This window comes from Chryseobacterium sp. JV274, from assembly GCF_903969135.1.
In the GTDB taxonomy this organism is placed as follows: domain Bacteria; phylum Bacteroidota; class Bacteroidia; order Flavobacteriales; family Weeksellaceae; genus Chryseobacterium.
The window spans coordinates 1,724,920-1,751,019 of record NZ_LR824569.1; the positions used below are offsets into that span (position 1 = coordinate 1,724,920).

General features: G+C 36.3%; 19 protein-coding genes and 1 tRNA gene. 5 read left to right on the forward strand and 15 right to left on the reverse strand.

The genetic code is table 11. The features are described from left to right. Nucleotides 1-10: 10 nt before the first annotated feature. From CHRYMOREF3P_RS08020 to tssD, 7 genes are all read right to left on the reverse strand, one after another. The gene (locus CHRYMOREF3P_RS08020; protein WP_180564341.1) at nucleotides 11-4,243 is read right to left on the reverse strand and encodes a hypothetical protein; all 4,233 of its coding nucleotides are present in this window, start codon (nucleotides 4,241-4,243) and stop codon (nucleotides 11-13) included. Between the two features lie 18 nt (nucleotides 4,244-4,261). Continuing rightward, nucleotides 4,262-5,056 carry a hypothetical protein gene (locus CHRYMOREF3P_RS08025; protein WP_180564342.1) on the reverse strand — a complete coding sequence of 265 codons (795 nt, stop codon included), beginning with the start codon at nucleotides 5,054-5,056 and terminating at the stop codon, nucleotides 4,262-4,264. Between the two features lie 23 nt (nucleotides 5,057-5,079). Further along, nucleotides 5,080-5,322 carry a hypothetical protein gene (locus tag CHRYMOREF3P_RS08030; protein ID WP_077418303.1) on the reverse strand — a complete coding sequence of 81 codons (243 nt, stop codon included), beginning with the start codon at nucleotides 5,320-5,322 and terminating at the stop codon, nucleotides 5,080-5,082. A 436-nt stretch (nucleotides 5,323-5,758) separates the two neighbouring features. Continuing rightward, nucleotides 5,759-6,154, reverse strand: a complete 396-nt coding sequence (locus CHRYMOREF3P_RS08035; RefSeq protein WP_077418301.1) for a hypothetical protein — start codon at nucleotides 6,152-6,154, stop codon at nucleotides 5,759-5,761. Next, the gene (locus CHRYMOREF3P_RS08040; protein WP_180564343.1) at nucleotides 6,154-7,449 is read right to left on the reverse strand and encodes a hypothetical protein; all 1,296 of its coding nucleotides are present in this window, start codon (nucleotides 7,447-7,449) and stop codon (nucleotides 6,154-6,156) included. Before CHRYMOREF3P_RS08040 ends, CHRYMOREF3P_RS08035 begins: the two co-directional genes overlap by 1 nt. A gap of 1 nt (nucleotide 7,450) precedes the next feature. Beyond that, nucleotides 7,451-9,331 carry a type VI secretion system Vgr family protein gene (locus tag CHRYMOREF3P_RS08045; RefSeq protein WP_077418296.1) on the reverse strand — a complete coding sequence of 627 codons (1,881 nt, stop codon included), beginning with the start codon at nucleotides 9,329-9,331 and terminating at the stop codon, nucleotides 7,451-7,453. Nucleotides 9,332-9,459: 128 nt separating this feature from the next. After that, on the reverse strand, nucleotides 9,460-9,864 hold the full coding sequence (gene tssD, locus CHRYMOREF3P_RS08050) for a type VI secretion system tube protein TssD (RefSeq protein ID WP_077418293.1): 405 nt from the start codon (nucleotides 9,862-9,864) through the stop codon (nucleotides 9,460-9,462). Nucleotides 9,865-10,406: 542 nt separating this feature from the next. On the opposite strand from tssD, the gene CHRYMOREF3P_RS08055 reads away from it, so the two are divergent. Beyond that, nucleotides 10,407-10,479: transfer RNA gene (locus CHRYMOREF3P_RS08055), tRNA-Phe, on the forward strand. Between the two features lie 174 nt (nucleotides 10,480-10,653). Here CHRYMOREF3P_RS08055 and CHRYMOREF3P_RS08060 read toward each other — a convergent pair. The 7 genes from CHRYMOREF3P_RS08060 to CHRYMOREF3P_RS08090 all read right to left on the reverse strand — a co-directional run bounded on the left by CHRYMOREF3P_RS08060 (nucleotide 10,654) and on the right by CHRYMOREF3P_RS08090 (nucleotide 22,185). Beyond that, nucleotides 10,654-11,415: a LytR/AlgR family response regulator transcription factor gene (locus CHRYMOREF3P_RS08060; protein ID WP_077418290.1), complete on the reverse strand. Its 762-nt coding sequence runs from the start codon at nucleotides 11,413-11,415 to the stop codon at nucleotides 10,654-10,656. Between the two features lie 79 nt (nucleotides 11,416-11,494). Next, a complete protein-coding gene (locus CHRYMOREF3P_RS08065; protein WP_180564344.1) occupies nucleotides 11,495-12,814 on the reverse strand; it encodes a RagB/SusD family nutrient uptake outer membrane protein in 1,320 nt (439 codons plus the stop codon). 12 nt (nucleotides 12,815-12,826) lie between these two features. Next, a complete protein-coding gene (locus tag CHRYMOREF3P_RS08070; RefSeq protein WP_180564345.1) occupies nucleotides 12,827-16,159 on the reverse strand; it encodes a SusC/RagA family TonB-linked outer membrane protein in 3,333 nt (1,110 codons plus the stop codon). Between the two features lie 6 nt (nucleotides 16,160-16,165). Next, complete coding sequence (locus tag CHRYMOREF3P_RS08075; RefSeq protein ID WP_180564346.1) at nucleotides 16,166-18,751, reverse strand: zinc-dependent metalloprotease; 2,586 nt, start codon at nucleotides 18,749-18,751, stop codon at nucleotides 16,166-16,168. Nucleotides 18,752-18,863: 112 nt separating this feature from the next. Next, nucleotides 18,864-20,447, reverse strand: coding sequence for a histidine kinase (locus CHRYMOREF3P_RS08080; protein ID WP_077418279.1), 1,584 nt, complete (start codon nucleotides 20,445-20,447; stop codon nucleotides 18,864-18,866). A gap of 209 nt (nucleotides 20,448-20,656) precedes the next feature. Next, entirely contained in the window at nucleotides 20,657-21,223 is a 567-nt protein-coding gene (locus CHRYMOREF3P_RS08085) for a cysteine hydrolase family protein (RefSeq protein ID WP_077418276.1), read from the reverse strand. 17 nt (nucleotides 21,224-21,240) lie between these two features. Then, nucleotides 21,241-22,185, reverse strand: coding sequence for an alpha/beta hydrolase (locus CHRYMOREF3P_RS08090; RefSeq protein WP_180564347.1), 945 nt, complete (start codon nucleotides 22,183-22,185; stop codon nucleotides 21,241-21,243). 143 nt (nucleotides 22,186-22,328) lie between these two features. Here CHRYMOREF3P_RS08090 and CHRYMOREF3P_RS08095 point away from each other — a divergent pair, with 143 nt between their 5' ends. The 4 genes from CHRYMOREF3P_RS08095 (at nucleotide 22,329) to CHRYMOREF3P_RS08110 (ending at nucleotide 24,899) form a co-directional block, all read left to right on the forward strand. Then, entirely contained in the window at nucleotides 22,329-22,688 is a 360-nt protein-coding gene (locus CHRYMOREF3P_RS08095; RefSeq protein WP_077418271.1) for a winged helix-turn-helix transcriptional regulator, read from the forward strand. A gap of 177 nt (nucleotides 22,689-22,865) precedes the next feature. Further along, nucleotides 22,866-24,041 (forward strand): thioredoxin family protein, encoded by a 1,176-nt coding sequence (locus CHRYMOREF3P_RS08100; RefSeq protein ID WP_180564348.1) that lies wholly within the window; start codon nucleotides 22,866-22,868, stop codon nucleotides 24,039-24,041. 14 nt (nucleotides 24,042-24,055) lie between these two features. Then, nucleotides 24,056-24,688, forward strand: a complete 633-nt coding sequence (locus CHRYMOREF3P_RS08105) for a DUF3575 domain-containing protein (RefSeq protein ID WP_180564349.1) — start codon at nucleotides 24,056-24,058, stop codon at nucleotides 24,686-24,688. A 4-nt stretch (nucleotides 24,689-24,692) separates the two neighbouring features. After that, the gene (locus tag CHRYMOREF3P_RS08110; protein ID WP_077418263.1) at nucleotides 24,693-24,899 is read left to right on the forward strand and encodes a hypothetical protein; all 207 of its coding nucleotides are present in this window, start codon (nucleotides 24,693-24,695) and stop codon (nucleotides 24,897-24,899) included. Here the strand turns inward: CHRYMOREF3P_RS08110 and CHRYMOREF3P_RS08115 are convergent, their stop codons facing one another. Beyond that, entirely contained in the window at nucleotides 24,900-26,096 is a 1,197-nt protein-coding gene (locus CHRYMOREF3P_RS08115) for an exo-beta-N-acetylmuramidase NamZ domain-containing protein (RefSeq protein WP_180564350.1), read from the reverse strand. Nucleotides 26,097-26,100 lie beyond the last annotated feature (4 nt).

The window sequence follows — 26,100 nt, forward strand, 5'->3', positions numbered from 1 at the left end:
TTATATTTTATTATCTGGAACTTTCTTTAGAATTTTCAGCACTAACATCATACTTTGGAAATTCTTTATCTTTTTCAGATATTGTATATTTTTTAGGTTTGGTAATAGCAACGATCGATTTACTCTCTTTATCAACAGAACCAAGTATTATTTTTTGATGTCCTGCTGTTTTTTCTCCATTCCCTTGATTTCCTCCCAAATATACATATCTTGTACCATCTAAATTTTCACCAGCAATTAATGCCACATGTGAATAATCAAAAACTATTAAAGCTCCAACAAAAGCATTACAATCTTCTCCATTTTCCCATGTACTTCCCTTCCAGCCAAAGGCAGCTGCACTTTTAGGAGTATTAATCCTTTGATAATCCTGAGTCTGATCAAAACACCAAGCTAAAAATGCACCACACCACGGATTTGTATAATCGTAACCTAATCCAGCAGCAGAAGAGACATCAAAGTATTCTGTGATTTTTTCTTTTAAAGGGCTATCAATTTCTCTTAATCCTTTATATTTTTCATATTCTTTCCATGCAGCTTGAAACCATGGAGCATTTCCCACCAAGTTCAATCCTGTCCCTTTACCACATTCTACAACTCTAAATACCGCTTTCATAGAATCACCTGCTTTAACTTCCCATTTATCTAGCTTACCTCCACGATACCAAATTTTTCTGTGTAGTCTTGAAGGTGTAAGTTTATTCAAGATATCAACTACAGAATCAACTACAACATCATCCGATAATTTGCCTGTATCATCCGCTTTCAAATACATAGAGTCCTTATACCAATCTGCCATCCCAGTTATTGCTGCTTCCTTAGGGGTATAGTCCCTATCTACTCCGTCAGAAATCATCACTCCAGAGTCTTTAGCTTTTTCATCTATTTTTTTCTGAATTTCTTTGTAATTACCCTTTCCTGTTATTTGTAACAATCCTCTACCTCTAAAATTCCAGGTATCATCAACAGATTCATTTCCAAGTCTCCCTCCATATGCTATTTCTGCAATTTTCTTTTCATTAGATTTATATCCGTTTTTTGAACTTCTACCATATTCATACGCCAGATCATTAGGTGGACTTTGCTTACCCAGTTCAGGATTTGCTCTAAAATTTTTAAAATGTTTTGGTAGATCTTCGGCTGCATAATCCAAACTTTCACCATGGAGACCTCCTTTTAAACTCGTTCCTGCTTCTTGTAATGACTGTGCGAAAAAATGAGCTTTTCTTGCGCAAGTATTTAATTCGAAAATATTTCTGTATTTATTTAAAGTTAACGCTAACTCTTGTAAATCGTCATTCTCAGCATTTTTATATACTCTTTTGAGAATATCAACTGTAATTTCAGCTTTACATCGTGGACAGCCATTTTCTCCTTCTTTCTTCACTTCCGCCATTTCCACCACCACCGGCATCACATCATTATCAATCGCTTCAGGAGTTTCTTTCTGAGATACTTTAAGGCAGCCACTTTCATAAAAAATAAACTGTTTCCTTAATTCCAGCATTTCTTCTTTTGTAAAAGGAGTTCCGTCTTTTTTATAAGCTTTGATTCCCAGCTTTTCCATATCTTCCGTTCTAACCAGATCGGCAGGAAGTGTATTATTAATCGTAAACTGGCTTTTTTCTATTTTCCATACCTTTTTTTTAGGATCTGCAGGATCTTGCACTTGCCGGGAAACCTGTGCTATATAATAATCAAAATTCTTTGGTGGATTTTTCCATTCTTCTTTTGCCGTGAAAGAAACTTCGAGCAAGCCGTCTTTTCCTGTCTTTTCTTCGTTGTAGCTTTGTTTGCTTTCGTGGGTATAGGTTATATGGTCTTTTTCGTTTAACCCTTCTTTAGGAATTTCTTTCAAAACGTCAATTTTCAGAACTTCTTCAGTCATATTGACGGTGTGCACCCAAAGTTTATGGGTTTTACCATAGAAAGTCTGCTCCCGCTGGATATCTTTACCATTTTCTGTGGAGAACATAATGGAGACAATTTTCTGTTCGGAAGTCATCACCAGTTCTTCATTGAAATCCAGAACTTCCAGATAAGTTGTAGTGGCATCTACCACTACAGGACGTGTTCCCTGAATGGTAATATTCCCTGGAAGCACAATATCTGCAGATGAATTCGCCTGAAGTTCTACGGTAAATACCAGACGGTAAGACGGGTTGGGATTTTCTGTTGTTTTGGGTATAGCTGCCAGCAATTTTTTCTTGTAATCGTCATTGGTGGTAATAAGAAAAGACGCTTTGCCCTCACTGTTAAGGGTGACGGTTTTTTCTTCCAGCATATATTTGTCTTTCTCTTTATAGAAATCATCGCCTTCTCCTTTTACCCAGACTTTTACTTTTAAAGCCTGGTTCTGAAGACCATCAATTTCAAGAAATCCATAGGTTTCTTCTCCAAACCCTGTTTCGGTACGTTTTACTCCGGTTGCATACGCCCAAAGTGCTCTTTTTACGGTTGGTTCCGAAACTTTTACTTTAGCTTCTATTTTCTTGCCATCCGTATAATCTCCTGTTAAATAAGCGGAAATCGTATATTCTCCGAGATCATTGAATGTAATGGTTCCGTCTCCGTTATTGGTGACTTTATCCGGTACTTCTATTTTTATGGCCTCATTTCCAGCCAGTGTAGCAATTCTTGCTGTTGCTGTATATTTTATCTTGGTTCCTTTCGGAATATTCGTGGCGGGAACGGTGAATTTATCAATTACATTTTGAATCACCTCAAAATTAAAACAGTCTGATCCTGAAAATCCGGGTTGTTTTCCTTCTCCAACCGGGCTGGCATAAGCTTCCAGCACATATTTTCCGAAATACTGATTACTGGCCAGCTTTGCATCATTATAAAGCAATTCAGCAACTCTTTTACTGATGACACTAGTCCTGAAGGAAGGTGAATTTTCAAATAAGGCCACTCTTCCAATTCCTTCTTTTTTAAGATACCAATATACAGATGTCCCGGAAGGTATATAATTAACGTTGAACTTAGAGGCCTGAACTTTGATAGTATCACTGAATCTTACTAAACCCGGTTCTCCTTTCACTCCCATTACTCCGAGGCTGTTTTCTATTTTAACTTCTATAGACTGGGGTTTTGGATCTGTGGGATCTGTAAATGCTTCTACAGTATATTTTCCTTCATTTTTAAAAGTTAGAAATATACGATCACCAATCCCAGTTACATCCACAAGGTGCGGAGAAGAGACTTCTGAATAACTGCTATAGAGTACTGTCGTTCCTTGTTTTACAGTCCATTGAACGCTATTCACAGGCATAAAGAAACCTCTGTTCAGTATTTTCGCCTGGTCGGTCGCACTGCTGAGTTTACGTTCAATAGATACAGGCAAAGGGATTTTAATTAAGGTTGAAGATCCTGGACTGACAATTTTTTTAACAAAGTCCTGAACGACCTCTACATTAATAGAGCATTTAGCATCACCAGCTTTTTTGCCATAAGCTTCGAGCCTGTACTTCCCTTCTGCAAGACCGTCAAATATTTTACTCATAGATTGGCTGAAATTGCTTCCCAATCCAATAAAGGTTTTTACTTTATCTTTGGTTCCTTCTCCTTTGAAAAGAGCCCAGATGATTTTTTTCTCATCACCTTTAAATTGGGCTTTCAAATCCAGATTATCACCGCCAAAAGGATTTGCAATGGGAAATAACGGTCCGTTCATCCCTTTGATATAATAATAGTTTCCGACAGGCTTATCTTCCGGTATCGGCCTTATCATTGAGATTGATGACACTGCAATGCTCGCTTCAGACGCAGCAGATGAAGGCCATTGTGGTGAAGTATTGGCTACGGAAAATTCATCTGCTTCTTTGACTTCAATCTGGGAAACGTTATTGGCCTGCCCGGTAGTTGCAAAAGCAATCGTTCCGGGAACGCCATATCCAGGGCAATTTCCGGTAGAAGCATCCAACAGTATTTTCATACTCTTGTTGAATTCTACGTTTTCATAATAGTCTTTATATTTGATACTGCATTTGCCTTTGCATGGGTAAGTTTTCCCATCTGAACCTTTACAGTTTCCAAATCCATTGCCACCACCGAAGCTGTCGGCTTTATCATCAAGGTAAGTTGCTACAGGTTTATTCTGTGCAAAGTATTTGTTTTTGCCTAATTTTTTTTTCTGGCTTTTCACTTCCATCGGAACAGCGGTTCCATTGGAATTATTGGTTACAGAACTGCTGCAGTACGCAGTGGCTCCTTCTATAATGATGTATCCTTTATCCGCCATGTCATTTGTTCATAAAGATTAAGTCATTGTGATCGTTTCCCGGTATACTGTTTTTTCTCCATCTGACAATATAAAGTCAGCTTTCTTTTTGGAATACTGTTTTTTACGGGAGTTGTATTCCATTTCTATACTTAATTTTACCTGATACTGTCCCGCGTAATACAGGTATTTCTTATCTAATTCTTCCTGTATGGTGTCCGGAACTTTGATTTCGGAAGTAAAAAAGGCATTAAAACCATATTCTCTCTGTTCTGCATTGATGACTCCGGGACATTCTATATCACCAATTCCTTTGATATTCCATATGATAGACTCATGGTTTTCTCCTCCGTTATCTACATAATAAGGGGCGAATAACAGCAGATTCCAGAAGGGTTCTTTCAGTTTATTTTTATAAAAAACAGCTTCATCTTCAAGCGCAGACAGATATTGGTTTCTGAAGACCTCAGCATTCTGGTATTTTTCCTGAAGCACTGCCGTTTTGAGTTTCCAGTTTTCTATATTTTTCTGATGGTCTGCTACGCCCAGAAAACTTCCTTTTTCATCCACTTTTATTTCCAGCGGATAAGAGCTCTGCTCCAGGATATACAGGATTTCCATAAATTTATTTTCAGATGGAAAAGAGGAATCATCTACCTTATCTATCAGCCAGTATTTTGTATGATCTTCATTCTCTTTCTCCTGCAGTGTAATTCTAAAAGATGAATAAAACCCTTTTGCTTCTCCAAATTGTATTTCAAGCGCATTCTCCACGTGATAATCATGGGTTCCTAAGGCATATTTCTGAAAAGGTTTTACTCTTGTTTCTACCATATTGGTTGGTTATTGTCTATTATTTAAAAGTCGTTCCACTCCTGGTGCAGCTCGCTGATTTTATTAATCATTACACTTATTATCCATCCGGAGGCCACACCAATCGACAGATATATCAATGTTTTCAAACTAAAAACCGAATGGAAAATAAATCCAATCTTCATATGGTCACTCAATGATGCTGAATCAGTATGATCAACTATTGAATCCCATGTTGAGAATAATATTCCTATAAATCCTCCTGCAGTTATTATTTTTTTCTTCATTTTGGAATAAAATATTTCTTCATTAATTTTCAATATAACCTGAGTTGTATTACTATCATTATTTTCTTTTTCTAAAAATCACAATACTTATAAAAGATAAAAAAACAACTATTAAAAGGGAATATATCACTGTTGTAAAAATTCTGTGTCATATTGTGTCGCGTCATGATTTCCATCTCCATTAAGCGAATCATACCTTAAAAAGGAATAAATAATATATGCTCTTGCCAAAAAGGAAGTTCAAGAAATATTATAATTCCGATAGCTATCTTAGATCTTTTATCAATTATCATTGCTTACTAATTATCTGAAATAAAATGTATGAAAAGATAAATTTCATTATACTATTTAAAATCACACTAATGAATATGTGCTTATAGGTTAATAAATCTATTTTAGTCCAATCTGTTTCGATATTATTTGACCATTCAACCTGTTACTTTTTCATAAAAGAGTAAACATATTCTTTACCATCCATACACTCATAAAATATCTGATATTTATAATAATTTTGATGCAGGCGAATACTATCTAATCTTCTCTTTATAGAAAAAGCATTACTTCTATAAAATAAGGTATCAGAGGTACAAGGAACCTTATTTACAATAATTTTATAAACGGTTGTATCTTTAGGTTGATCAACATTATATTTAGGTTCTCTTAATACCTCTTTTGCATGATTTTCTATTTTTATTTTTTCTAAAAGTACTTTTTCAGATGAACTTAAAGTTCCTTCTTTAGGTGTTGTAAGCCAAAATACAATGAGAAAACCATATCTGTAAATGATCAGACACAGTACTGCAATAATTCCTATTATTAAATATTTCTTCATTAATTTTCTGTATAATATTTTTTTGTTTTTTCATCATAAAAGTAAAATTTAGAATTTTTATATACTCTTGAAAAAGGTGTTGGGCTTTTTACTTTTAAGGCATTAAAATTCTTTTGTAATACTGTAGTAGATGTTCCTCCATATCCCATTCCGCTACCAGGTGTTGTGTATGTTTTATTTTCCTGATTTACAAATTGAAACTCTATCAGCTCAAGATCTTCAAACCATCCCCATACAAAAGCTTCGTCTTTTGTATACATATGTCCGAATTCATCCCCTTTTGGATTCTTTGAAATACCGCTGAATTTCACACCTCTTATTGTAGAGGAATCATTAGCATTTTTATACATAAGCACAGGATCCCAGTCAATATCTATCTGGTAAGTTATTTGTGGAAATGTAACACTAAAACCTGAGGTATCTGCCGGGGACAGATGAACAACTTTTTCAATATTGAGCTTTTGGTTTTTAAATACACTCAGAACCCCTTCTGCAAAAGCTCCTCCCATACTATGTGACACCACCATTATACGACGTTCTTCTTTGAATAATTCCTGATAAAATTTTGATGCCTGATTTTTAAGCCTGGCTTCTGCAAACGATTTACCTTGTTTATACCGATCTCCTCCCGATGAAAATTTTGTGCCGGCTCCGTTAATAAAATATTCTTTTGTGGATCTAAAATACTTCTTAGCGCTGCTTTTAAGCCCAATACCCCAATATTGTTCTCCCCATTCACTTCCAGCATAAGGCATTTTTTTATTCCAATATCCACAAATATAAATAATGATTGGATCCAAAATTTTGAATGAAACTTCTGCTCTTACCTTTTCATCTGGTGCTTTAAAGAAAGCATACACTCTTAATTTGGATATTTTCCTATCCTTAGGAACAATATAGGATATCTTCTCCTCACCTGTTACCTGAGAAGCATTAGCTAAAGGGGTATCATCATACTGGATAGCCCACTTAAGACCTTTCAATTCTGATTTCGTAGGAGTTCTGCTATACTGTATTGCTTTAAAGTAATATTTAACTTCTTTTTTTATAATCTTAACTTCTTTTGTACATTCTATATCTTCATAACATTTCACAGCCTTTACAAGTAATGACTGAGTTTCACTTTTCGCCTGATATTCATCAAATTTCTTTCCTCCTTTTTTCCCATAAAAGGTGTTTTCCTGAGGGGATTTAAAATCCAATGTCCCCTTGGAAGCATCTTTCATAATATGTTCTGCTTCCTTGTAGGACTTTCCAAAGACATTTCTTACGATATTTCCACCTTCGCCCGCCATATTACTGCATTTTTACCTGTTTACCGCTATTGATAAGCACTTCTTTGGCACTTTCTACATTGATGGCATCTTTTGTACTGATGTAAGAGCCGGCTTCCATATTTTCTGTAATATTTTTAGCTGTAGATTTTCTGCCAGCTTCAGCCGTTTCAATGATATTGCTTGCTGTCAGATTATAATCATCATTGGCGGTTTCCGTGATATCTTCTCCAGCCATAATATTGACATTTCTCTGCGCTGAGGCAATAATATTTTTACCCGCATTGATCTGTACATTTTCTCCGGCTGTGAAGGTTATATTTTTGGGAGCATTAACTATTATATTCCCTTTTCCGTCCATTAAATAAGTATTTCCACTTGGATCTTCTATGAAAATACTTCCTTCCTGATCATTAAAAATCACTTTATTGCCACTCCTTGTCTGAATAGATTTAAGATGGTTATTGATACTTCCTCCCAATGCCACCTGCCCATGGAACATTCCTCCCATTGCAAACGGAAAATCCGGGTGGTGGTATTCAAAGCCTACCATTACCTGATCTCCCACTTCGGGTACTGCTACAAAACCTCTGTTTTGAGTAATAACATCTGTACCGCCTGCATCCGGGCTCATCATTCTGATAAAATGGGTAGTATCGGGATTTTTCTGCCAGTCAAATCTCACCTGTATTCTTCCCTGATTAAGTGGGTCTGTATTGGAAATAACGGTAGCTACCTGTGGTTCAGCTTTAGGATGTATGAAATCCGGTTTCGGCATAAAGCCTGTACCTTCTGCAATAGCTTCAAAACTTCCCGTATAATACCCTCGGGCGTTTACTTCATGGGATACTTCGGTAATCGTAAGTTTTGTAAAATAAGAAGTCTGACTGGTATCCGGTTTCCTCATTTCAATATCAGCAAGACAACCTGGATATAAAAACGGAACGGTTGTATTTCCTGAAACAGTAAATACTTCTACGGCAGCACTTCCGGCAGCGCTTTTCTGAGAATCACTCACATCCACAAACATATTGGCATTGATAGGCGCCGGAGAAAGTGAATGGGTTTTAAAAATATTATTATTCAGTTCATAAGCCTTGGACGGAATTTCTCCCAAATGTCTGATATTATTTTCAGAGCCTTCCATTTTTGTGTGGCTGCTGCTGTTATATCCAAAAAACCGGGGATTGGTATGGACAGCGTTCAGCTCCACCTGAACGTCTGTTGCATTGCTTCCATATACAAGCCTGATCGGTTTTTCTGAAGGGGGAAGCTTTCCGAAATGAAGGACTTCACCATCATAATAAAACTGTTCTCCGTAGGCTTCTGCAGTTCTTGCAAGATAATTATAATGGGTTTCGTTATATTGTGCACTATAATTAATATAGCTTTTATTTTGAGTATCTACTCTGAAATCAAACTTCTCAGATCCCAGTGCTTCTTTACATATTTTATTGGCAATGATTCCGGTATTAACAGCCTGATCCCCTCCAAAACTTTGAGTATGGGGAGCGGCATCCATAAGAATGGTAGGGCTCTGACCTCTCAGTACAATATTTCCCAGACTCATTTTTTCCTGGCTGAATGCCGCTTTAGTGATGACCCCCACAAAAGTTCTTTCAGGGCTTTCACTTTCATAATCTTTGTATTTAAAGACAATCGTAATCCTCTTTCCCAAAAACTGACGTGCTTGTTCCAGGGTATGGTTTTGGGCTTCTCCAAGAGAATCATGGGCTAGAATAAGTTCAAAATTGTGATGTCTTCTGGCACTTTGCTGTAAGCGGAAATGCTTGAAGTGTTTGATAATTTTGCCTTCAATCACAATATCCAGCTTTACCACACGGTTGATTCCGGGAATATGATTCTCAGAAATCTTATCAGAATTCGAGGCATTTTTATTCATAGTGATTAGGTGTTTTTTTTCAGAACATTTTTTTAAATAAACAGTCGTTCTATAAGGTTAAAAAAGGCAGAACAGCATCCCTTGGACCGGGTGTACTATTCTGCCTGATATTTAAATTCTGAGTAGGCTTAAGAAGGCCATGCTCCGAAATAAGAAGAATTCCCCAGATCTATCTGTTCTGCACTTATTATAAAACTGATGTACATACTGTTCTCATCTACAGCATCGAAATCTACCTCATGCTGGATTACATAACCGTTGTTCCACTTCAGTGTTGTTAAAGTTCCTTCTTCGTGAGATTTATTGAAAGTAATCTCTCCTACAGTAGGCTTGTACTTTCCATTCAATAAACTTTCCAGAATATCTGATTTTTCAGTAGCTTCTACCGTGATTTTGATAAGAGCATTGGAAGGATCTGATGCTACACGTCCCGATACATCTGTAGATCTTGATACGCTGTAGTTAAGCTTTAATAACTTTTGCCCTTCACCGTTGTTGAATTTTAAAATTCCTCTTGAATTTTTTTCTGCCATGATTTGTAAATTTTAATGGTTAATATTTTTATGATTTTGTTTTTCTATATCACCAAATATAGATGTAATTACAAAACGTAAATGAAATTTATTATTAAATTTAAAAAAGTGTAGTAATTCTACGACTAACACTTGTTAGGTTTATTACATACTACAAATCAAGCGCTTGCAATTTATTTCAATTGCAAATTTTGTTATTTTACTGCTTGTTTAAGATCTTTTAAAACGGGAAAATAATTTTTATAATTTATCAGATCAAAGTAATTTTTCTATCATTAATAGAGTGTGACAGCAGTTTTTAGGACAGAAAATGAGTTTCAGTACTGAAAATACAATTATAGAAAGGCGTTAAAAATAATATTTTGAAAAAAATAAAAAAAATAAAAGCTACCAAATTACTGATGAACAAAGTATTGAAACTAAAAACAACTGACATCAGAAGGTTTCATCAAAAAAATAAAACAAAATACTTGCGTGGTATTATAAAATATTATACTTTTGCATCACTTTAAAACAACGAAGTAATAAACGAAAACATAAATGGTTTCTTAGCTCAGTTGGTAGAGCAATGGATTGAAAATCCATGTGTCCCTGGTTCGATTCCTGGAGAAACCACTTAAAACCTCTAATTCATTTTAGAGGTTTTTTTGTTGTTATATTACATGCCCCTTACCGATATGAATCAAAAGAATAACGTAAAGATTAGTATTTAGGTTAAAATTTTAAGAAAGCTTAGATAGGAATCAACTTCATTGATTCTTTCTAGGTATGTATTTCTATGCAGTTTTATTACTTGTTCAGCCAATTCAGGCACTCGGTAATCTGCATTTTACTGATAAAAATTTCGGCATTTACTTCCGGTTCTGGAGAAAGCCTAAGTTCTACTTTTTGACTGGAATGCTTGATAATTTCAGAAACAGCTTCTTTATTAATGATAAACTTACGGTTTATTTTAAAGAAAATCTCAGGATTCAGCTTCTGAATAATATCTTTAATGGTATCATCAAAAATATAGGTCTGATGATCTTTTGTGGTAAGGAAAAGGTATTTCCCGGAGGCAAAAAAATAAGCCGTGTTATGCTCGTCTATTGATTTGAGTTTATTTCCTTCTCTTACCATAAAACGTTTCATCACCTCATCTTCTGTCTGGCGCAGTGAGGAAATTGATTTGAGCACCGGTTCGGGATCAAAATTGTTTCTTATGGAAATAAATTTCTGTAAAGCTTTATGCAAATCCTCTTGTTCGAAAGGTTTCAGAAGGTAATCAATGGTAAAATGCCTGAAGACTCTCATGGCATATTCATCAAATGCGGTAATGAAAATAATAGGGGTAAAAAGCTCTACCTGCTCGAAAATTTCAAGGCTCATCCCATCACCAAGATGAATATCCATAAAGATAAGATCTGCCGAATCTTTCTCAAAAAAATCAATTGCCTGCTTTTTGGAACGAAGAATAACAGTCTCTGTAACAGGGACAATGCTCTGTGTATCCAAAAGATTTTTCAGATAATTCACAGCCAGCAGCTCATCTTCTATAATGGCAATTTTCATAACGGTGCAAAAGTACAAAAAAACCGCTAGAACGATTAAGTTCAAGCGGTTTCATCTGTATTGAATTTGATATGAAGTTCTATAGATTAGGGTTATTCTTCTTCGCACTCATGGGATATTCAATGGTATATCGCGGATCATTCTGCTGAAGAATATACTCTTTACCACTGATGGTGTGGCTAATTTTTTTCTGATTTGCTCTTCTTAAGTCGAACCACCTTTGTCCTTCCAAAGCAAATTCTCTGAATCTTTCATCCAGGATAAAGTTCATAAATGCTGCAGAATCCATTGAATTCACTGCATTTTGTACTGAAGTATATCCATCCGGAGTGTATCTGTTTTTTAATACTTTCAGAAGGGTTTCTTTAGCTTCATTAAGTTTATTCAACTTTAATAATGCTTCAGATTTTATAAAGTACTGCTCTGCTGTTCTGAAAGAAACTTTGAACTCTAAGCTTCCTCCTTTAATAACTTTATACTTACTTCCATTTTTCTCAAAATACATGCCAAACCTCTTGTCTGTAATATTATTGTATGAAGAAATCAATTCCGGTGCTGCAAAAGATAAATTCTTTATAGAGTTATCCCATGTATTATCCAAAGCCATGATAGATTCCGGAGAAGCATAATGGTTTGGGGGGGTATTTACCGTGTTTAAATTGCTCAAATCTCCTTTTACCACCAGTACCTGATCTGCATAGTTTAAAGCTTTATTCCAGTCTCCTTCATATAGAGCTGCTCTTGCTTCAAAAGCCAGCAATGCTATTTTTGAGAATCTGTAGTTGACTCCTATTGCCTGCTTCTGTTCTATCATCAGATCTTCTGCTTTCTTAAGGTCTGCATGAACCTGATTGTATACTTCCTGTACTGAAGAAGGTTTCAAAACCTGTTCCAGATCAATTTCAAGACTAATTGGAACTCCTCTGTCTGTAGAAGCTGTTGCACTGTTGTAGGGTTTTCCATATAGATTCACCATATCGAAATACAGGTAAGCACGAAGAGCATATGCTTCTGCTAAAATCTGATTCTTCTCCGGAGAATCCTGCATTGTTTTGCTTCCTTCATTGATGATCTGATTCAGATAGAAGTTTACGGAATAAAAGCTTAACCAGGGAAGCTCCGCAGAGTTAGAGTCATAGTTCGAATCTTTCCACATCGCAATTTCACGATAAGAAATAAAATCTACTCCATTATCATCAATACTGGTCTCATCGGTACGAAGGGCTACCAGCGACTTGTGAACGGGATATTTTGAATAGGCAGATGTAAGTACTTTCCGGTAATCTTCAGTGGTAACAGGAATGATTTTTCCTTCAGGCTGAATATCTAAAAATCTATCACATCCGATATTGATAAAGCTGATTGCTGTAAGCGCTATGATTGCTGTAATTTTTCTCATTTTTCTCAAGTTTTAAAAAGAAACATTAAATCCTACGGTCACCGACTTGGTGATAGGCTGTGCATAAATATTACCATACGTTTCCGGATCAAAATATCCTTTATATCCGTTACTGAATACAAACAGGTTACGCCCTTCAACGCTTAGTCTCAAACTACTGATTCCCATAGGATTTGTAAATTCTTTCGGAAGTGTATAGCCTAAACGGATGCTGCTGATTCTGATATAGCTGATCTCTTTTGCCCATATATCAAGCAGATTGTATGCGCTTGAGCGGTTTCCGGCAAACCATTTATTCGCCATCCATCCGTCCGGATTAGCATCCATATCAGGACTTGTAATTCCCGGAAGCGAACCCCCTGCTTCATAGATATCTCTTGTATAATTTCTTCCTCTGTCCAGCTCCATTCCGCGGTAAGAAGGTGTTCTCATTACGGTTTGCTTCAGATTGAATGTTGCCGAGATTGTAAGATCAAAATTACTTACCTTAAATGTGTTGATAATCCCTCCGGTAAACTTCGGATCTCTGTCTCCCACATAAGTAAACAGGCTTCTAAGTTCAGCGTTTGAGAGTTTCGTATCTACAAGCTGCCCTGGAAGGAAATCTGCATACACATCATACAATTTAAAGAATTCTGCTGCGGAAATCTTTTGATCCCCTTTCCAGAACAATGGATTTCCGTGTTCATCCATTCCTGCAGTTTTCAAAGCAAAAACCGCATTCACAGGCAGACCTTCTCTTGAAGGAAGGAAGGCGTTTTCACGGGGCTGCTCACTCAATACTCTACTCTTGTTGTGAGCAAAATTGATGGTAGTCGTCCATTTGAAATTATCATGATTGATGTTTCTGGTAGACAATGCCAGTTCAAAACCTTTGTTGGTCAAACTTCCCCAGTTCATCATTGTATATTCAAAACCTGTTTCAAGGGGAGTTTCTTTCATACTGATCATATCCGTTCCTTTTCTGCTATAGACATCAGCGGTAAGGCTTACACGGTTATTGAACAATCCTAAGTCTAGTCCTAAGTTGGTATTGGTTGTTTTCTCCCATCTCAGTTTATCGTTCGGAGGGCTGATAACATTGATAACTCCTTCTTTTACACCTGGAAGAATCGTTGTATCATTATATTCCCCGATAAAGAATGGCGATGTATTTCTGTCAATATTTCCCTGAAGACCATAAGAGGCTCTCAGTCTAAGGTTAGATACCGCAGAAATATTTTTCATAAAATCTTCCTTCGTTACCAGCCATGATCCTGAAACTGCCCATATCGGAAGATATTTATATTTTTTATTCACCCCAAAAAGGTTGGTTCCGTCATATCTCACACTTCCGAAGAATGTATATTTCTGATCATAAGTATAAGATGCTGTAGCAAACATAGAAGCATATGCATTCTCTATAGGAGCTGCTTCACGATACGTTTCATATCTTTTATCTGCTGCAAAACCTGAATTCGGGAAAACAATTGCCGTAGCTCTTCTGGTCTTTGGATCGTACCCAAAGGCTCTGGTAATAGTAGTATTATCTTCTGTTTTACGGATTTCAGTTCCAGCCATCAAATCAATTTCATGTTTTGAATTGATCTTCGTGCTATACGCCGCCTGCAATTTCCAGTTGTACTGGAAGAAATCATTATCCCAGTTTTGTTTCACAGCACCAGCCGGTAGAAAATAATTGTATTTACCGTCTTTGTAATAACGGGTATTTTCTTTCATTTTTCTGGTGAAGTACGTATTCTCTGCAGCAAATTTTTCTGTTTTATTGGTATCATACTGAATCCCTAACTGAGAGGTAAATTTTAAACTTTTTGAAGCTTTATATTCTAAATCTAAAATCGCTTTCAAAGAGTTATTTTTCAGCGAATAGTTTGTATTTTCTCTTTCTTCAAGGAAATTGAAAGGAATATAGCGGTCCTCAAAACCATCCATATCTTTATCATAATTGTAGCTTCCGTCTGCATTGAAAGGTTTCAGATAAGGATTGGCATTTCTTGAATAATTAACAGGGTTTATTGAAGCATCAGCATCCGTTACAAAAGATTCACGTTCACTTTGCGTTCCGAAAATAGAGATTCCTGCATTTAACTTATCGCTTAATTTATAGTTGTTTTTTAAGGTCAGGTTATAACGTTTAAAACCTGTCCCGATAGTTGTTCCTTCTTCATCATAATATCCCAGGGAGAAATAATAATCTGCACGGTCACTTCCTCCGGAAATACTTAATCCGTATTGTTTGTTGATGGCATTTCTGTACAACAGTTTACCCCAGTCTGTATTGTTATTCCTTAGGCCATTGATCTGTTGGCGCGTCAATGAATTCAGCGCATCAAACCCCCCGTTTCTGAAAGCATCAAGCTGACTGTTCTGAGTCAGAATCCTCATCACTTCTCCTTTATCTGCGCGGTAAGTAAGATCAGCACGCTTTGCAAGCATCAGTTCCAGATCTACTTTTTCAGAAGCATTCAAAAGATTCAGTTTCCCAAAATCAGGACGTGATGTAACAAAAGTATCTGCTGAGAAGTTCAGTTTTAAACTTCCTTTTTTTCCTTTTTTGGTTGTAATAGAGATTACTCCATTTGCTGCTCTTGCTCCATAAATGGCTGTTGCAGCTGCATCTTTAAGAATGGTAATATCTTCAATATCATTAGGGTTGAGCCCTGCAATAGAGAAGTTCTGAAGCTGGTCAATATTATCTTTATCTGTAAAGTTCGGAACATCATTTCCTTCTAACGGAAGACCGTCGATTACCCATAGCGGATCCTGAGGACCGGAAAGAGAAGCTGTACCTCTGATTCTGATCTTTGCCGGGCTTCCCGGAGCCCCTGTTTCAGGAGTTACTGCCACACCGGCAATCTGACCTGCCAGCATTTGGTCTACACTGGCAACACCAGCCTGGCTGATGTTGTCCATTTTTACTGTAGAAACCGCTGAGGTCTGCTTACGTTTTTCAATTTTCTGATATCCAGTGATGATTACTTCCTGGATTTTATTTTTGTCTGTAACTTCAGAAGTTAGTCTTATTGTATAGTTGGTCTGTCCTTCATTCAACTGAATTACCCGGGATTCATAACCTGGATAGCTTACTGATACAGATTTGGTATCTGCAGGAATTTCTAATATAAATTTCCCGTCCTTATCGGCTACTGTACCTACAGATACACTTTCGATAATTCCTTCCAATTCTGTTTTTGTTGAAACAGATTGCGTCTCTATTTTTATAGATGCACCGGCAATTATATGAGAAGTATTTCCGTCTTCTATTTTCCCGGTGATGGTTTTCTTTTGCTGGGCCATTGCTATATTAGCAGCCAAAAGAGGTAAAAGTATTAGAGTTTTTTTCATTGCCGTTTATTTGTTTAAAGCCTCTTGTATACGAATGATTAAATCTGTGTAATGTGCTCTGGAAGCATCATCACCTCTGTATCTTGTCCTGTTCAGTAAATCCAGAACCTTCTGAAGTTCCGCCCTCTTGTATGTAGTGACTTCAGATACTCTTTTCATGGATGAATAATTGATATTCCTCAAACCGTGATCATCTTCATGGAAATTACAGATGGTTGGGATATTCAGGGTATCATCAACTTTCAATCCTTTAACTGCTGTTTTTTCAAATAATTTATTCACCGAAACAATCAAGGCATCCACATAGTTTTTCTGAGTCATTTTTTCAAGCATCGTAAGGCTTCCTTTTTTGTTAAAAATGGCCGTTCTTACCTGATCAAATAATTTCTCAACGGTATAGATCTCTTCTTTTGAACCTGACATCTGATGCTTCAGCTCATTTTCAAGCAATCTCAACAATCGGTCATCCATAAACAAGGAATAGATATTTGCATACTGCATTCCTCTCGCCATGGTATATGGTGTCTGCTCAAATGGTCCCATTGGTGAATCTTTAACCGGATACGTTTTTTCTGTAATCGGATTGAAGAATAACCATTCCGGAAGGTTGATTGCATTTTTAACAATATAATCAACAGCTCTTGTCTGTATTTCAACAGGAACTGCTTCGTAAGCTTTCTTCTTGTTGCCAAAAACAGTATTGTTCAGATAAATTCCTCCCACATTCGCCATCACATGACCTGTGTACAGATCCCATTGTCCGATAGCTCCCATATACAGTTTTCCAGCATCCGTATATTCCTTACCATCTTCATAGGTCCATTTCAAAAGGTTGTTGAGAACCACTTTCAGGTTTTTCATCCCGTACTCACTGGCTTTCATGGCATCATCTCCTAAATCTTCAGACTGTGAGCGTGGATCGATAGTTTCCAGGTAGCTCTGCTGCTCGCCATAGAAATACATCGGGTCATCCTCATGTTTTTCAATTAAATTTCTCAGCGCTTTTTTCTCAACAAATTCATCCGGATACCAACGGTAGCCCCAGTCTATAGCATATTTGTCATAAAGACCAATTTTCGGAGTGATGGCTGTAACCCCATCTTCCGGCTGTGCTACGTAGTTGTAACGTGCATAATCCATAATGGAAGGTGCTGTACCACCCATTTTGTCTGTAAATTCTTTGGAACGAAGCGACTCTACAGGGAATGCAAAGGATGCTCCCATATTGTGCTTCAGTCCGAAAGTGTGTCCAACTTCATGAGATGAAACAAAACGAATCGCTTCCCCCATGTGCTCATCACTGAATTTATTTCCTCTTGCTTTCGGGTCGATAGGCCCTGTCTGAATTCTCATCCAGTCATGAAGAGAAGTCATTACATTATGCCACCAGATGATATCTGCTTCGATAATTTCACCACTTCTCGGGTCTACTACAGAGGGTCCCATTGCATTTGACTTTGGCGAAGCGGCGTAAGTAATCACAGAATATCTTACATCATCAATATCAAAATCTTCATCTTTTTCGTCCGGCATTTTCGCAATCACTGCATTTTTGAATCCTGCCTGCTCAAACGCCGCCTGCCAGTCATGTACTCCGGCAATGATTTTTTCACGCCATTGTTTTGGTGTTGCCGGATCGATATAATAAACAATCGGTTTCTTAGGCTCTACCAGCTCACCTCTTAAGTATTTTTCTTTATCCTCGTCCCTCGGTTCAAGATTCCATTTGGTAATGAAGAATTTTTCATCCATTTTCTGCTGATTGTCATTAAACGACCAGTGCTTTTCGGAGAAAAATCCTACTCTTGAATCTGCGACTCTCGGTTTCATCGGTATTTTAGAAAGCAGTACCAGATTTGTAGTAACACCAAGGGTTACCGGAAGATCTACCCCACCTTCATTTACAGAAGTAGACAATTGAGACTTCACCACAAGGTTCCTGGGGAAAGTTTTCACTCCTTCTATATAAGAAAGGCTTGATTTCACAGATCCTCCCAATCCTACATTGGCCAGAACATCATTGAAGCTCTTCTGATTTCCATCAAAAACTTTATTGACTTTAATGGCTACTGCTGTAGAATCGCTATTTTGTGCTTCAATATCAAAGACTTCAATTACAGATTCTGAAAAGTTGTCTTTCACCGATTTTGTAATCGCATCATTTTTTGGGGATGATACTTTAGGCACCACCGTTTTTACCCATACTTTTTTAGCTACGGGATCACGATGGAAAGAAATGACCTTATTTTCATAATTCATTCCTTTGTTCAAACCTGCCTCATTCACCTGCATTGGTACCTGAGAAAGTTTGTTCACCACCAAAAACTGACGTCCCATCAGACTGTCAGGAATTTCAAAATAAATATCCGTTTTTACCTGTATCGTATTAAAAAGTCCTTTTTTATAAGTCCCTTTTTTGATCAAATCTTCAATTTTCTTTGTTTTCTTTGATGAGGAAGTCTCTGTCTTATCAGTTTTGTCTTTGTTGACCTTTACTGTATCTTTTTTCTGTGCTATTGCCATTGGTGAGGCCATAGCAAGACCTAAATACAGTGCCAGCCTGTAATTCTTCATTAAAATAGTCCGATTCATTCCAAATAGTAAATATCTTAGTTTCAGCCAGCAAAGCTATAGGTATCGTGAATCATATATATAATATTAGGGAGTGAATGGTGATTTTTCGGGAGTGAATGGATTTTTATTTTCACTTCATTAATGGTAAAAAACATATGAAATATTCACCATCTACAGAAATATGAAGAAGATTATTCTTAAAATACTCATAAACTTGATTCAAATAATCAATTCCGAATTTTTCTCCCTGCACTGGTTCAGTTTTTGGCTGCCAGGTGTTCTTCACAGTAATCCCATTTTCGTCAATAATAATGATAATTTCCAAAGGCTGATCTATGGTCGCAATATTGTGTTTGATTGCATTCTCAGTAACAATCTGCAGTGATAAATACGGAATGCGCTTTTCCAGACTTGCAGAATCATTAATAATCAGTTCAAAACTCATTTCTTCATCAAACCTGCTTTTCAGGAGTTCCATATACTGCTGTATAAATTTTACTTCCTGCAAAACCGGAACTATATTCTCCTTCGGAGGTACTATAAGATACCTATAAATCTTGGAGAGATTCATGGTAAACTTCTGCGCATTTTCTTTATTGATCCCAATCAGCATGTAAAGGGAATTCAAAGAATTGAAGAGAAAATGTGGATTGATGTTATTCTTAAGTTGCTGCAGCTGGTTGATCACTTCTGCTTTGTGCATCTTTTCGTTCTCTACTAACAATAAATTCTTTTCAGACTGTATTTTTTCTTTTTCCTGATAAGCCAGATTGGTCGCCCTCTGGAATAAGATAAAAACCGTTACAATAAGAAACAGAGCTGCCAGAAAAATATACACAGTATAGGTTTTTATCTTGCTTATATTTTCATCAATGATGAAATTAACATGGTTCACAACCGTATATCCGTCAAAATTGTCTGTTTTTAATGGTTTTATGAAGCGGGTTACTTCAACTCCAAGATATTCCGAGACCGCTGTTCCTTTGGTATATCCGGCTTCAGAGCTGCCAGACAACGTATCTTTAGCCTTAATATCTGTAAAATCAAAAATATTCTTTCCGATGTATTTTTTCTCCGGATGGGTAATACAAATTCCTTCTTTGGTAAAGACATACGCATACGTATTAGAACTTTTATCTACATTGATAAAGTACTGATGGAGATCATCCAGGCTTACAGTAGAACCATAATACAATTTGTTTTTATCAGGCAGCATCAGGGAATCATAACTCACCCAATACATACTGTCTTTTTTAGTTATCAAAAGATCCCTGAAATGTCCGGACCCGTTGTTTTTTAAAACAATAGCTTTCTCTTTATGATCTGTATTTTTGAAAATATCGGATAACGGATTATTACTTTCTGTTTTTCCGGAAGCAGTATTTTCATAATAATACCAGCTGTAAGGCAGCAGATTTCTTTTTTTGTTTAAATCATTTAAAACCAAAGAATAATCTTTATAATTCTTCAGACCGTCTTTCTGAATCAATGCGCGAAGCAGATACTGATAGTCCTCAATATTTCTGAATTCATGTTCTACAGATTCATATTTACGGAAGAAGGTTTTCTTTGCAAAATCATCAGTGTTTTTACGGCTGTCTTCAGTAATTAAAAGGCTCAGAACAGCAAATGCTGCCACTGCAATCAAGCAGGCAGATAGAGCGGTGATGTAAATGTATTTTTGGGATAAGGTGTGTTTAAAATTAATACTCAAGTCTCTCTGAATTGTTGTTCTCCTACATATAAATTATTCGTTTGCAAAGATATAACAAAGATTCCAGTACCATAAAGTGAATTATTTTTATATTTAAAACCATCGATAAACAAGCCTATTTTTTAAACCAAAACATATATTATTAACTATATGTAATAAAAAAACCACCAAAAAGATGACAGTTTCAATATGTTCAGATTATCGTTTTTCTACAACTTTTTTAATAATTCTTCAGTATTCAGTATCGTGGCAAATTCTTCACTCAGATTGGCCAATGCCATGAGATGAACCAGTTCTGCTTCATATTTTTCTCCGTGTATCCCTACTCTGTCAAAAGCTGCTGTAGCATCAGAAATCACGTAGGTTTCAAATCCAAAGTTTCCAGCCATTCTTGCCGTAGTTGAAACACAATGATTGGTCGTAATTCCCAGAATCACCAGAGTATCTATTTTCTGAAGATCTAATTTTTCTTTTAAATCAGTTCCAATAAAAGCGCTGTTCACATTTTTTGTAATAATAGGTTCATTATTTTGAGGTAGGACATTTTCATTAAATTCAAATCCCGGATCAGATTCATGCAGTTTTGAATTAATGTCTGTTGAGCTATGTCGGATGTGAAATATAGGCAAATTCAAGCTTCTCCATTTTTGCAGTATTTTTCCGCTTAATTTTTCTGCTTCTTTATTATTTCTGTTTCCTCCCCAATAGTTTTCATCAAGAAATCCTTTTTGAATATCAATAAGAAGCAATGCCGATTTTTTGTTTTGTAATTTCATCTGTTTTTATTTTATCATTATTTGAAAAGTCTGTTCATAAGAAACGTATTATATTCATCCTTTACAGGAGAATCGAAGAGATCAAATACATGCAGTGCACCGGGAATTACCCACAATTCAGTTTTCACTCCTGCTTTATATAAAAGCTGAGCATATTCTACATCCTCATCTCTTAAAGGATCCAACTCACAGGCAACAATGGTGGTTTGCGGTAACCTTAAAAAAGCATTATAACAGGTAAGATCCGAATATTGAATGCTTTTATCCTCATTTCCTTCACCCAGAAAATGCAGCCACGCTATCTTTGCGTAGCTTTTATTCCATAGTGGAATATCAGTAAACTCTTCCATTGAAGGAGTATTCAGCCTGTTGTGAATCACAGGATATAGTAAGAACTGATGTTCTATATTTTTAATATTATGGTGTGCTGCCATTTGAGTTACAGCCGCTGCAAGATGTCCACCTGCACTTGCTCCAAAAACGGTAATACGGTCAGAATTAATTCCCAACTTTGACTCACCGTGTTCAATAGTCCATCGTAGAGCATCAAAACCATCTAAAACAGGAATAGGAAACCGATATTGGGGAGAAAGCCTGTAATCAACAGAAATAATGATTGCTTTGAGTGTATCTGCTATTCCAAACATCTGGTCATCCACCTGTTCCGGTAACCCGAAAACATATCCTCCTCCATGAAAGTAAAGCAGAATCCTGTCCCGGTTGAAACCTTCAGGTTGATAAATGTGAAGTCTGATCTCATATCCATCTTCTGAACTTGGTATAAAAATATCTTTTACAGCAATATGATCAGGCTTTTTAAAAGGATTCGCTTTCGTAAATTCTATTCTTTCCTGTTGAATAATTTCCGGGGCATTCAAAAATAAATTTTCATCAATTTCTAATGAATAAGGAACATTTTCAATACTATTTTTTAAATCAATGTTAATTCTATTAAAATCCATTTTTTTCTAAATATTTTATTCTACATCGGCGATAAAACCATTTTCCGACAGGATATTTCCTGTTTTTATTTGTAAATTTAACCTATCAACATCGTCCTTTCCAAGTTGACAAATGATTGTCTGGAACGAACAAAAATGTAAGTATGAGTATTAAAGAATCATCCACCAATAATGAAAATAAGAAAACGCTGGAGTACAGCTGTTCTGAAATATATGCTGTAAATCTGATCAGTGGCCGCTGGATTCTTTCCATCTGTTACCATCTTAAACATGGGAAACTTAGATTTTTTGAACTGAAAGATAAAATCCACAATATTTCTGAAAGAATGCTTACCCTGCAGCTGAAAAAAATGGAACAGGAGGGGCTCATCGCCAAGAAAGTATATGCAGAAGTACCTATAAAAGTAGAATATGAGCTTACAGAAATTGGCAGAAAGCTGATTCCGGTTTTGAATCAGCTGGAAGTATGGGGTAACGAACATAAACAGATGAAGAAAAAATAATCTAAATTCTCACTCATTTAAAAAAAGCCCAAAGGATAACTCTTTTTTTTACATAAACTGAAAGATCAGAAAAATAGGTATAAATCTTAAAATTAGTTAATATCAACGTTCAATCAGCAGATTCAGCATTTTATATTTTTGAAATTAATTATCTTCGCCTACAAATCTTATTTGAAAATGAAGAAGATCATCTCCGGGATATCTATATTTTGTGCCATTGCTATCTCAGCTCAGGAAGCCATCCAGTTTCAGGAGCTCCCTTTCAAGGACATTATTGCTAAAGCCAAGAAGGAAAAGAAATTGGTTTTTATTGATGCATATGCTTCCTGGTGTGGTCCATGTAAAATGATGGAGAGAAATGTTTTCACCCAAAAATCTGTCAGTGATTATTACAATACCAACTTCATCAATGCAAGATTTGATATGGAAAAAGGAGAAGGCAGAGACATCGCTTCTAAATTCGGAGTACGTTCCTATCCTACTTATCTTTTCCTGAACGGTGAAGGAGAACTTGTTTCCAGAAATACCGGTTATATGGAAGAGAGCATGTTTGTGGCTATGGCTCAGGATATCAATTCACCAGGAAACAAAAAAGGATCCCTGAAAGATCGTTTTGCCGGTGGTGATAAAGATCCGGAATTCCTGATCAATATTATGAAGCTGAACGCCAACACAGATTATGATTTTGCTAAAAAGGCTTCCGAAAGATATTTTCAGAATAAAAAGAAAACCGAGGAACTTACAAAAGATGAAATCGGCTTTCTTCTCTATTTCGTAAAGTCGTCAGAAGATATCAATTATACTGTTTTCGCATCCAGAAAAGCAGAGATCATTAAATTTCTTCCTGAAGAAACCTACAACGAATTTGATGCTCAGCTGAAATTAGGAAAAATAGTAGAACAGTCTATTGATGATAAAAATAAAAAGATCAACGATAACTATTTTTTAAAAACAGCTGAACCATTGGTAGGAAAAGAAGCTGCTCTTAAAAAACTGAATCAGACTAAACTCAGCTATTATGAGCAGAACAGTAATTTTCCTGAATACGAAAAAGCCGCTTTAGAATATTATAAAAATTCTGATTCATTTGACCCTAATGAGCTTTTAAGAGCTGCCTGGGTATTTGTAGATCATGTGAAAACCCCATCTTCATTAAAAAAAGCGACAGAATGGGCAGAAAAATCTGTCATGAGAAGCGAAACCTCAGAAAACACTTACATTCTTGCTAAACTCTATTACCTTACCGGAAATAAAGAAATGGCAAAAAACTATGCTGAAATGGCAAAAAATATAGCAGTTCAGGGCAATAAAGATTCTCAACTTGCAGATGAATTATTAAAGCAAATAAAATAAACATTACATACCGGATGAAATATAAATTATTAGCAGCAGGCATTTTAGCTTTCCTGTCAGCAAGCACAGTAAGTGCTCAGGAACAGGAACAAGGAGGACAGGAGAAAAGTTTATACATAAAGGGAAATGCTTTATTTGCTCCGATAGGAATTTTAAACCTGGGAATAGAAAAACAGATCAGTCCGAAATATACCCTTCAGGGCGATGTTTTCATTTCACCATGGAAGTCTTTCTCAGGACATGAATTACAGTTTTATTCTGTATCTGCAGAAGGAAGATACTATTTTAATGAGGCATTCAAACACTGGTATGTAGGAGCTAACATTGGTTTTGCGGCCTACAATGCTTCAAAATGGAATTACTGGAATGATGATACCTTTGAAAACTGGAACGGAGAAACACTCCGCAACTCAAATCTGTATCAAAGGGGGTTCTCTATTATGCTCGGTGTTACAGCAGGATATCAATTCCAGTTATCCGAACGATGGAATCTTGACATTTATGGAACAGTCGGAACATCACAAGGATTTTATAAGGGATATGACCGTACCACAGGGAGACGTTATGATCGTGCAGAAAAATTCAATAAAAGTGGTGAGATCATCCCATACAGAGGAGGCGTAATGATTTCCTATAAATTAAAATAAGACAATGAAGCTATTCGGAAAAAATCATATTATCATTTTAGTGATCACTTTTGTGATTCTTTTTTTAATGAACTATATCGGAAACGATCTGCCTGATAAACTGCAGAGAGCTTTATTAACTGCTTTTGCGGGAGTTGTTGGATTAACAATTGGGCTCTTTATATTAAATAAGGGCAGAAATGATAAAAATCCACCCCAAAATTTTGATTAATTAATCTTCATATACCACATACCGGGTTCTGATCTTTTCGAAACTTTCCAGATCTTTTTTCCAGGAATCTTTAATTTCCTGAATTGATTTTCCGGCTATAATCTGTTTTCTGAAATCATCAGTTCCTGACAAGGTATCAAACCAAAGATTTTTAAGGAAGAAATCCTGCTGAGGATTCTTATAATTCTGATAAGCTTTGATCACCCATTCAAGGTTAAGCGCTCTTAAGTCTTTAGGATATTCTGAAAGATTTTCACCATAACACAATTTCCCGTTCAGAAACGGATCTTTAGCACCATAGCTTGGCTTCGGCGTAAACTGGTAAGGAAGATTTTCCGTCCATGGGGAACCATAAATCTGAAAAGGAAGATCTGTTCCTCTTCCTACAGAAACCTGAGTTCCTTCAAAAAAGCACAGACTTGGATATAAATTGATTGCTTTATCATTGGGTAAATTCGGGGAAGGTTTATCAAGTATTGAATAGCGCTGCTTTTTATGATAATTCTTCATCTGAATAAGCGTATATTTAACCTGGATGCCATTTTTCAGCCATTTTTCTCCATTCACCATCTTTCCATACTCTCCTATGGTAAGCCCATAAACTACAGGAACTTCATGCATCCCTACAAAGCTGGCCCATTTTTTTCTCAATACAGGTCCATCAGTATATCCGTCATGCGGATTGGGACGATCCAATACCATGATCTCGATATTATTTTCAGCACCTGCTTCCATCAGATAAGACAGAGTGGAAATATAGGTATAGAATCTCACCCCAACATCCTGGATATCAAAAACAACAATATCAATTCCTGCCAGTTGCTCCGACTTTGGTTTTTTATTATTGCCATACAGGGAAACAATTGGGATTCCTGTTTTTATGTCTACACCATTTTTCACTTTTGCACCCGCATCTGCATCTCCTCTGAAACCATGTTCAGGAGCAAAAATCGACTTGATCTTTATTCCGTTTTTTACCAGAAAATCTACCAAATGAGTTCTGTCACTCATCAAACCCGTCTGATTGGTTACTACCCCTATTGTCTTATCTTTTAAGAGTGGCAAATACATTTCAGGCTGGTCTGCCCCGGTTTTAAAATCCGATTGAACATGAGTCTGAGAATAATATTGATTGAATACTCCTAAAAAAATTAGGCAAATCAGAAGTAAATTTTTAATTTTGAAATCTAAATTCATAAGC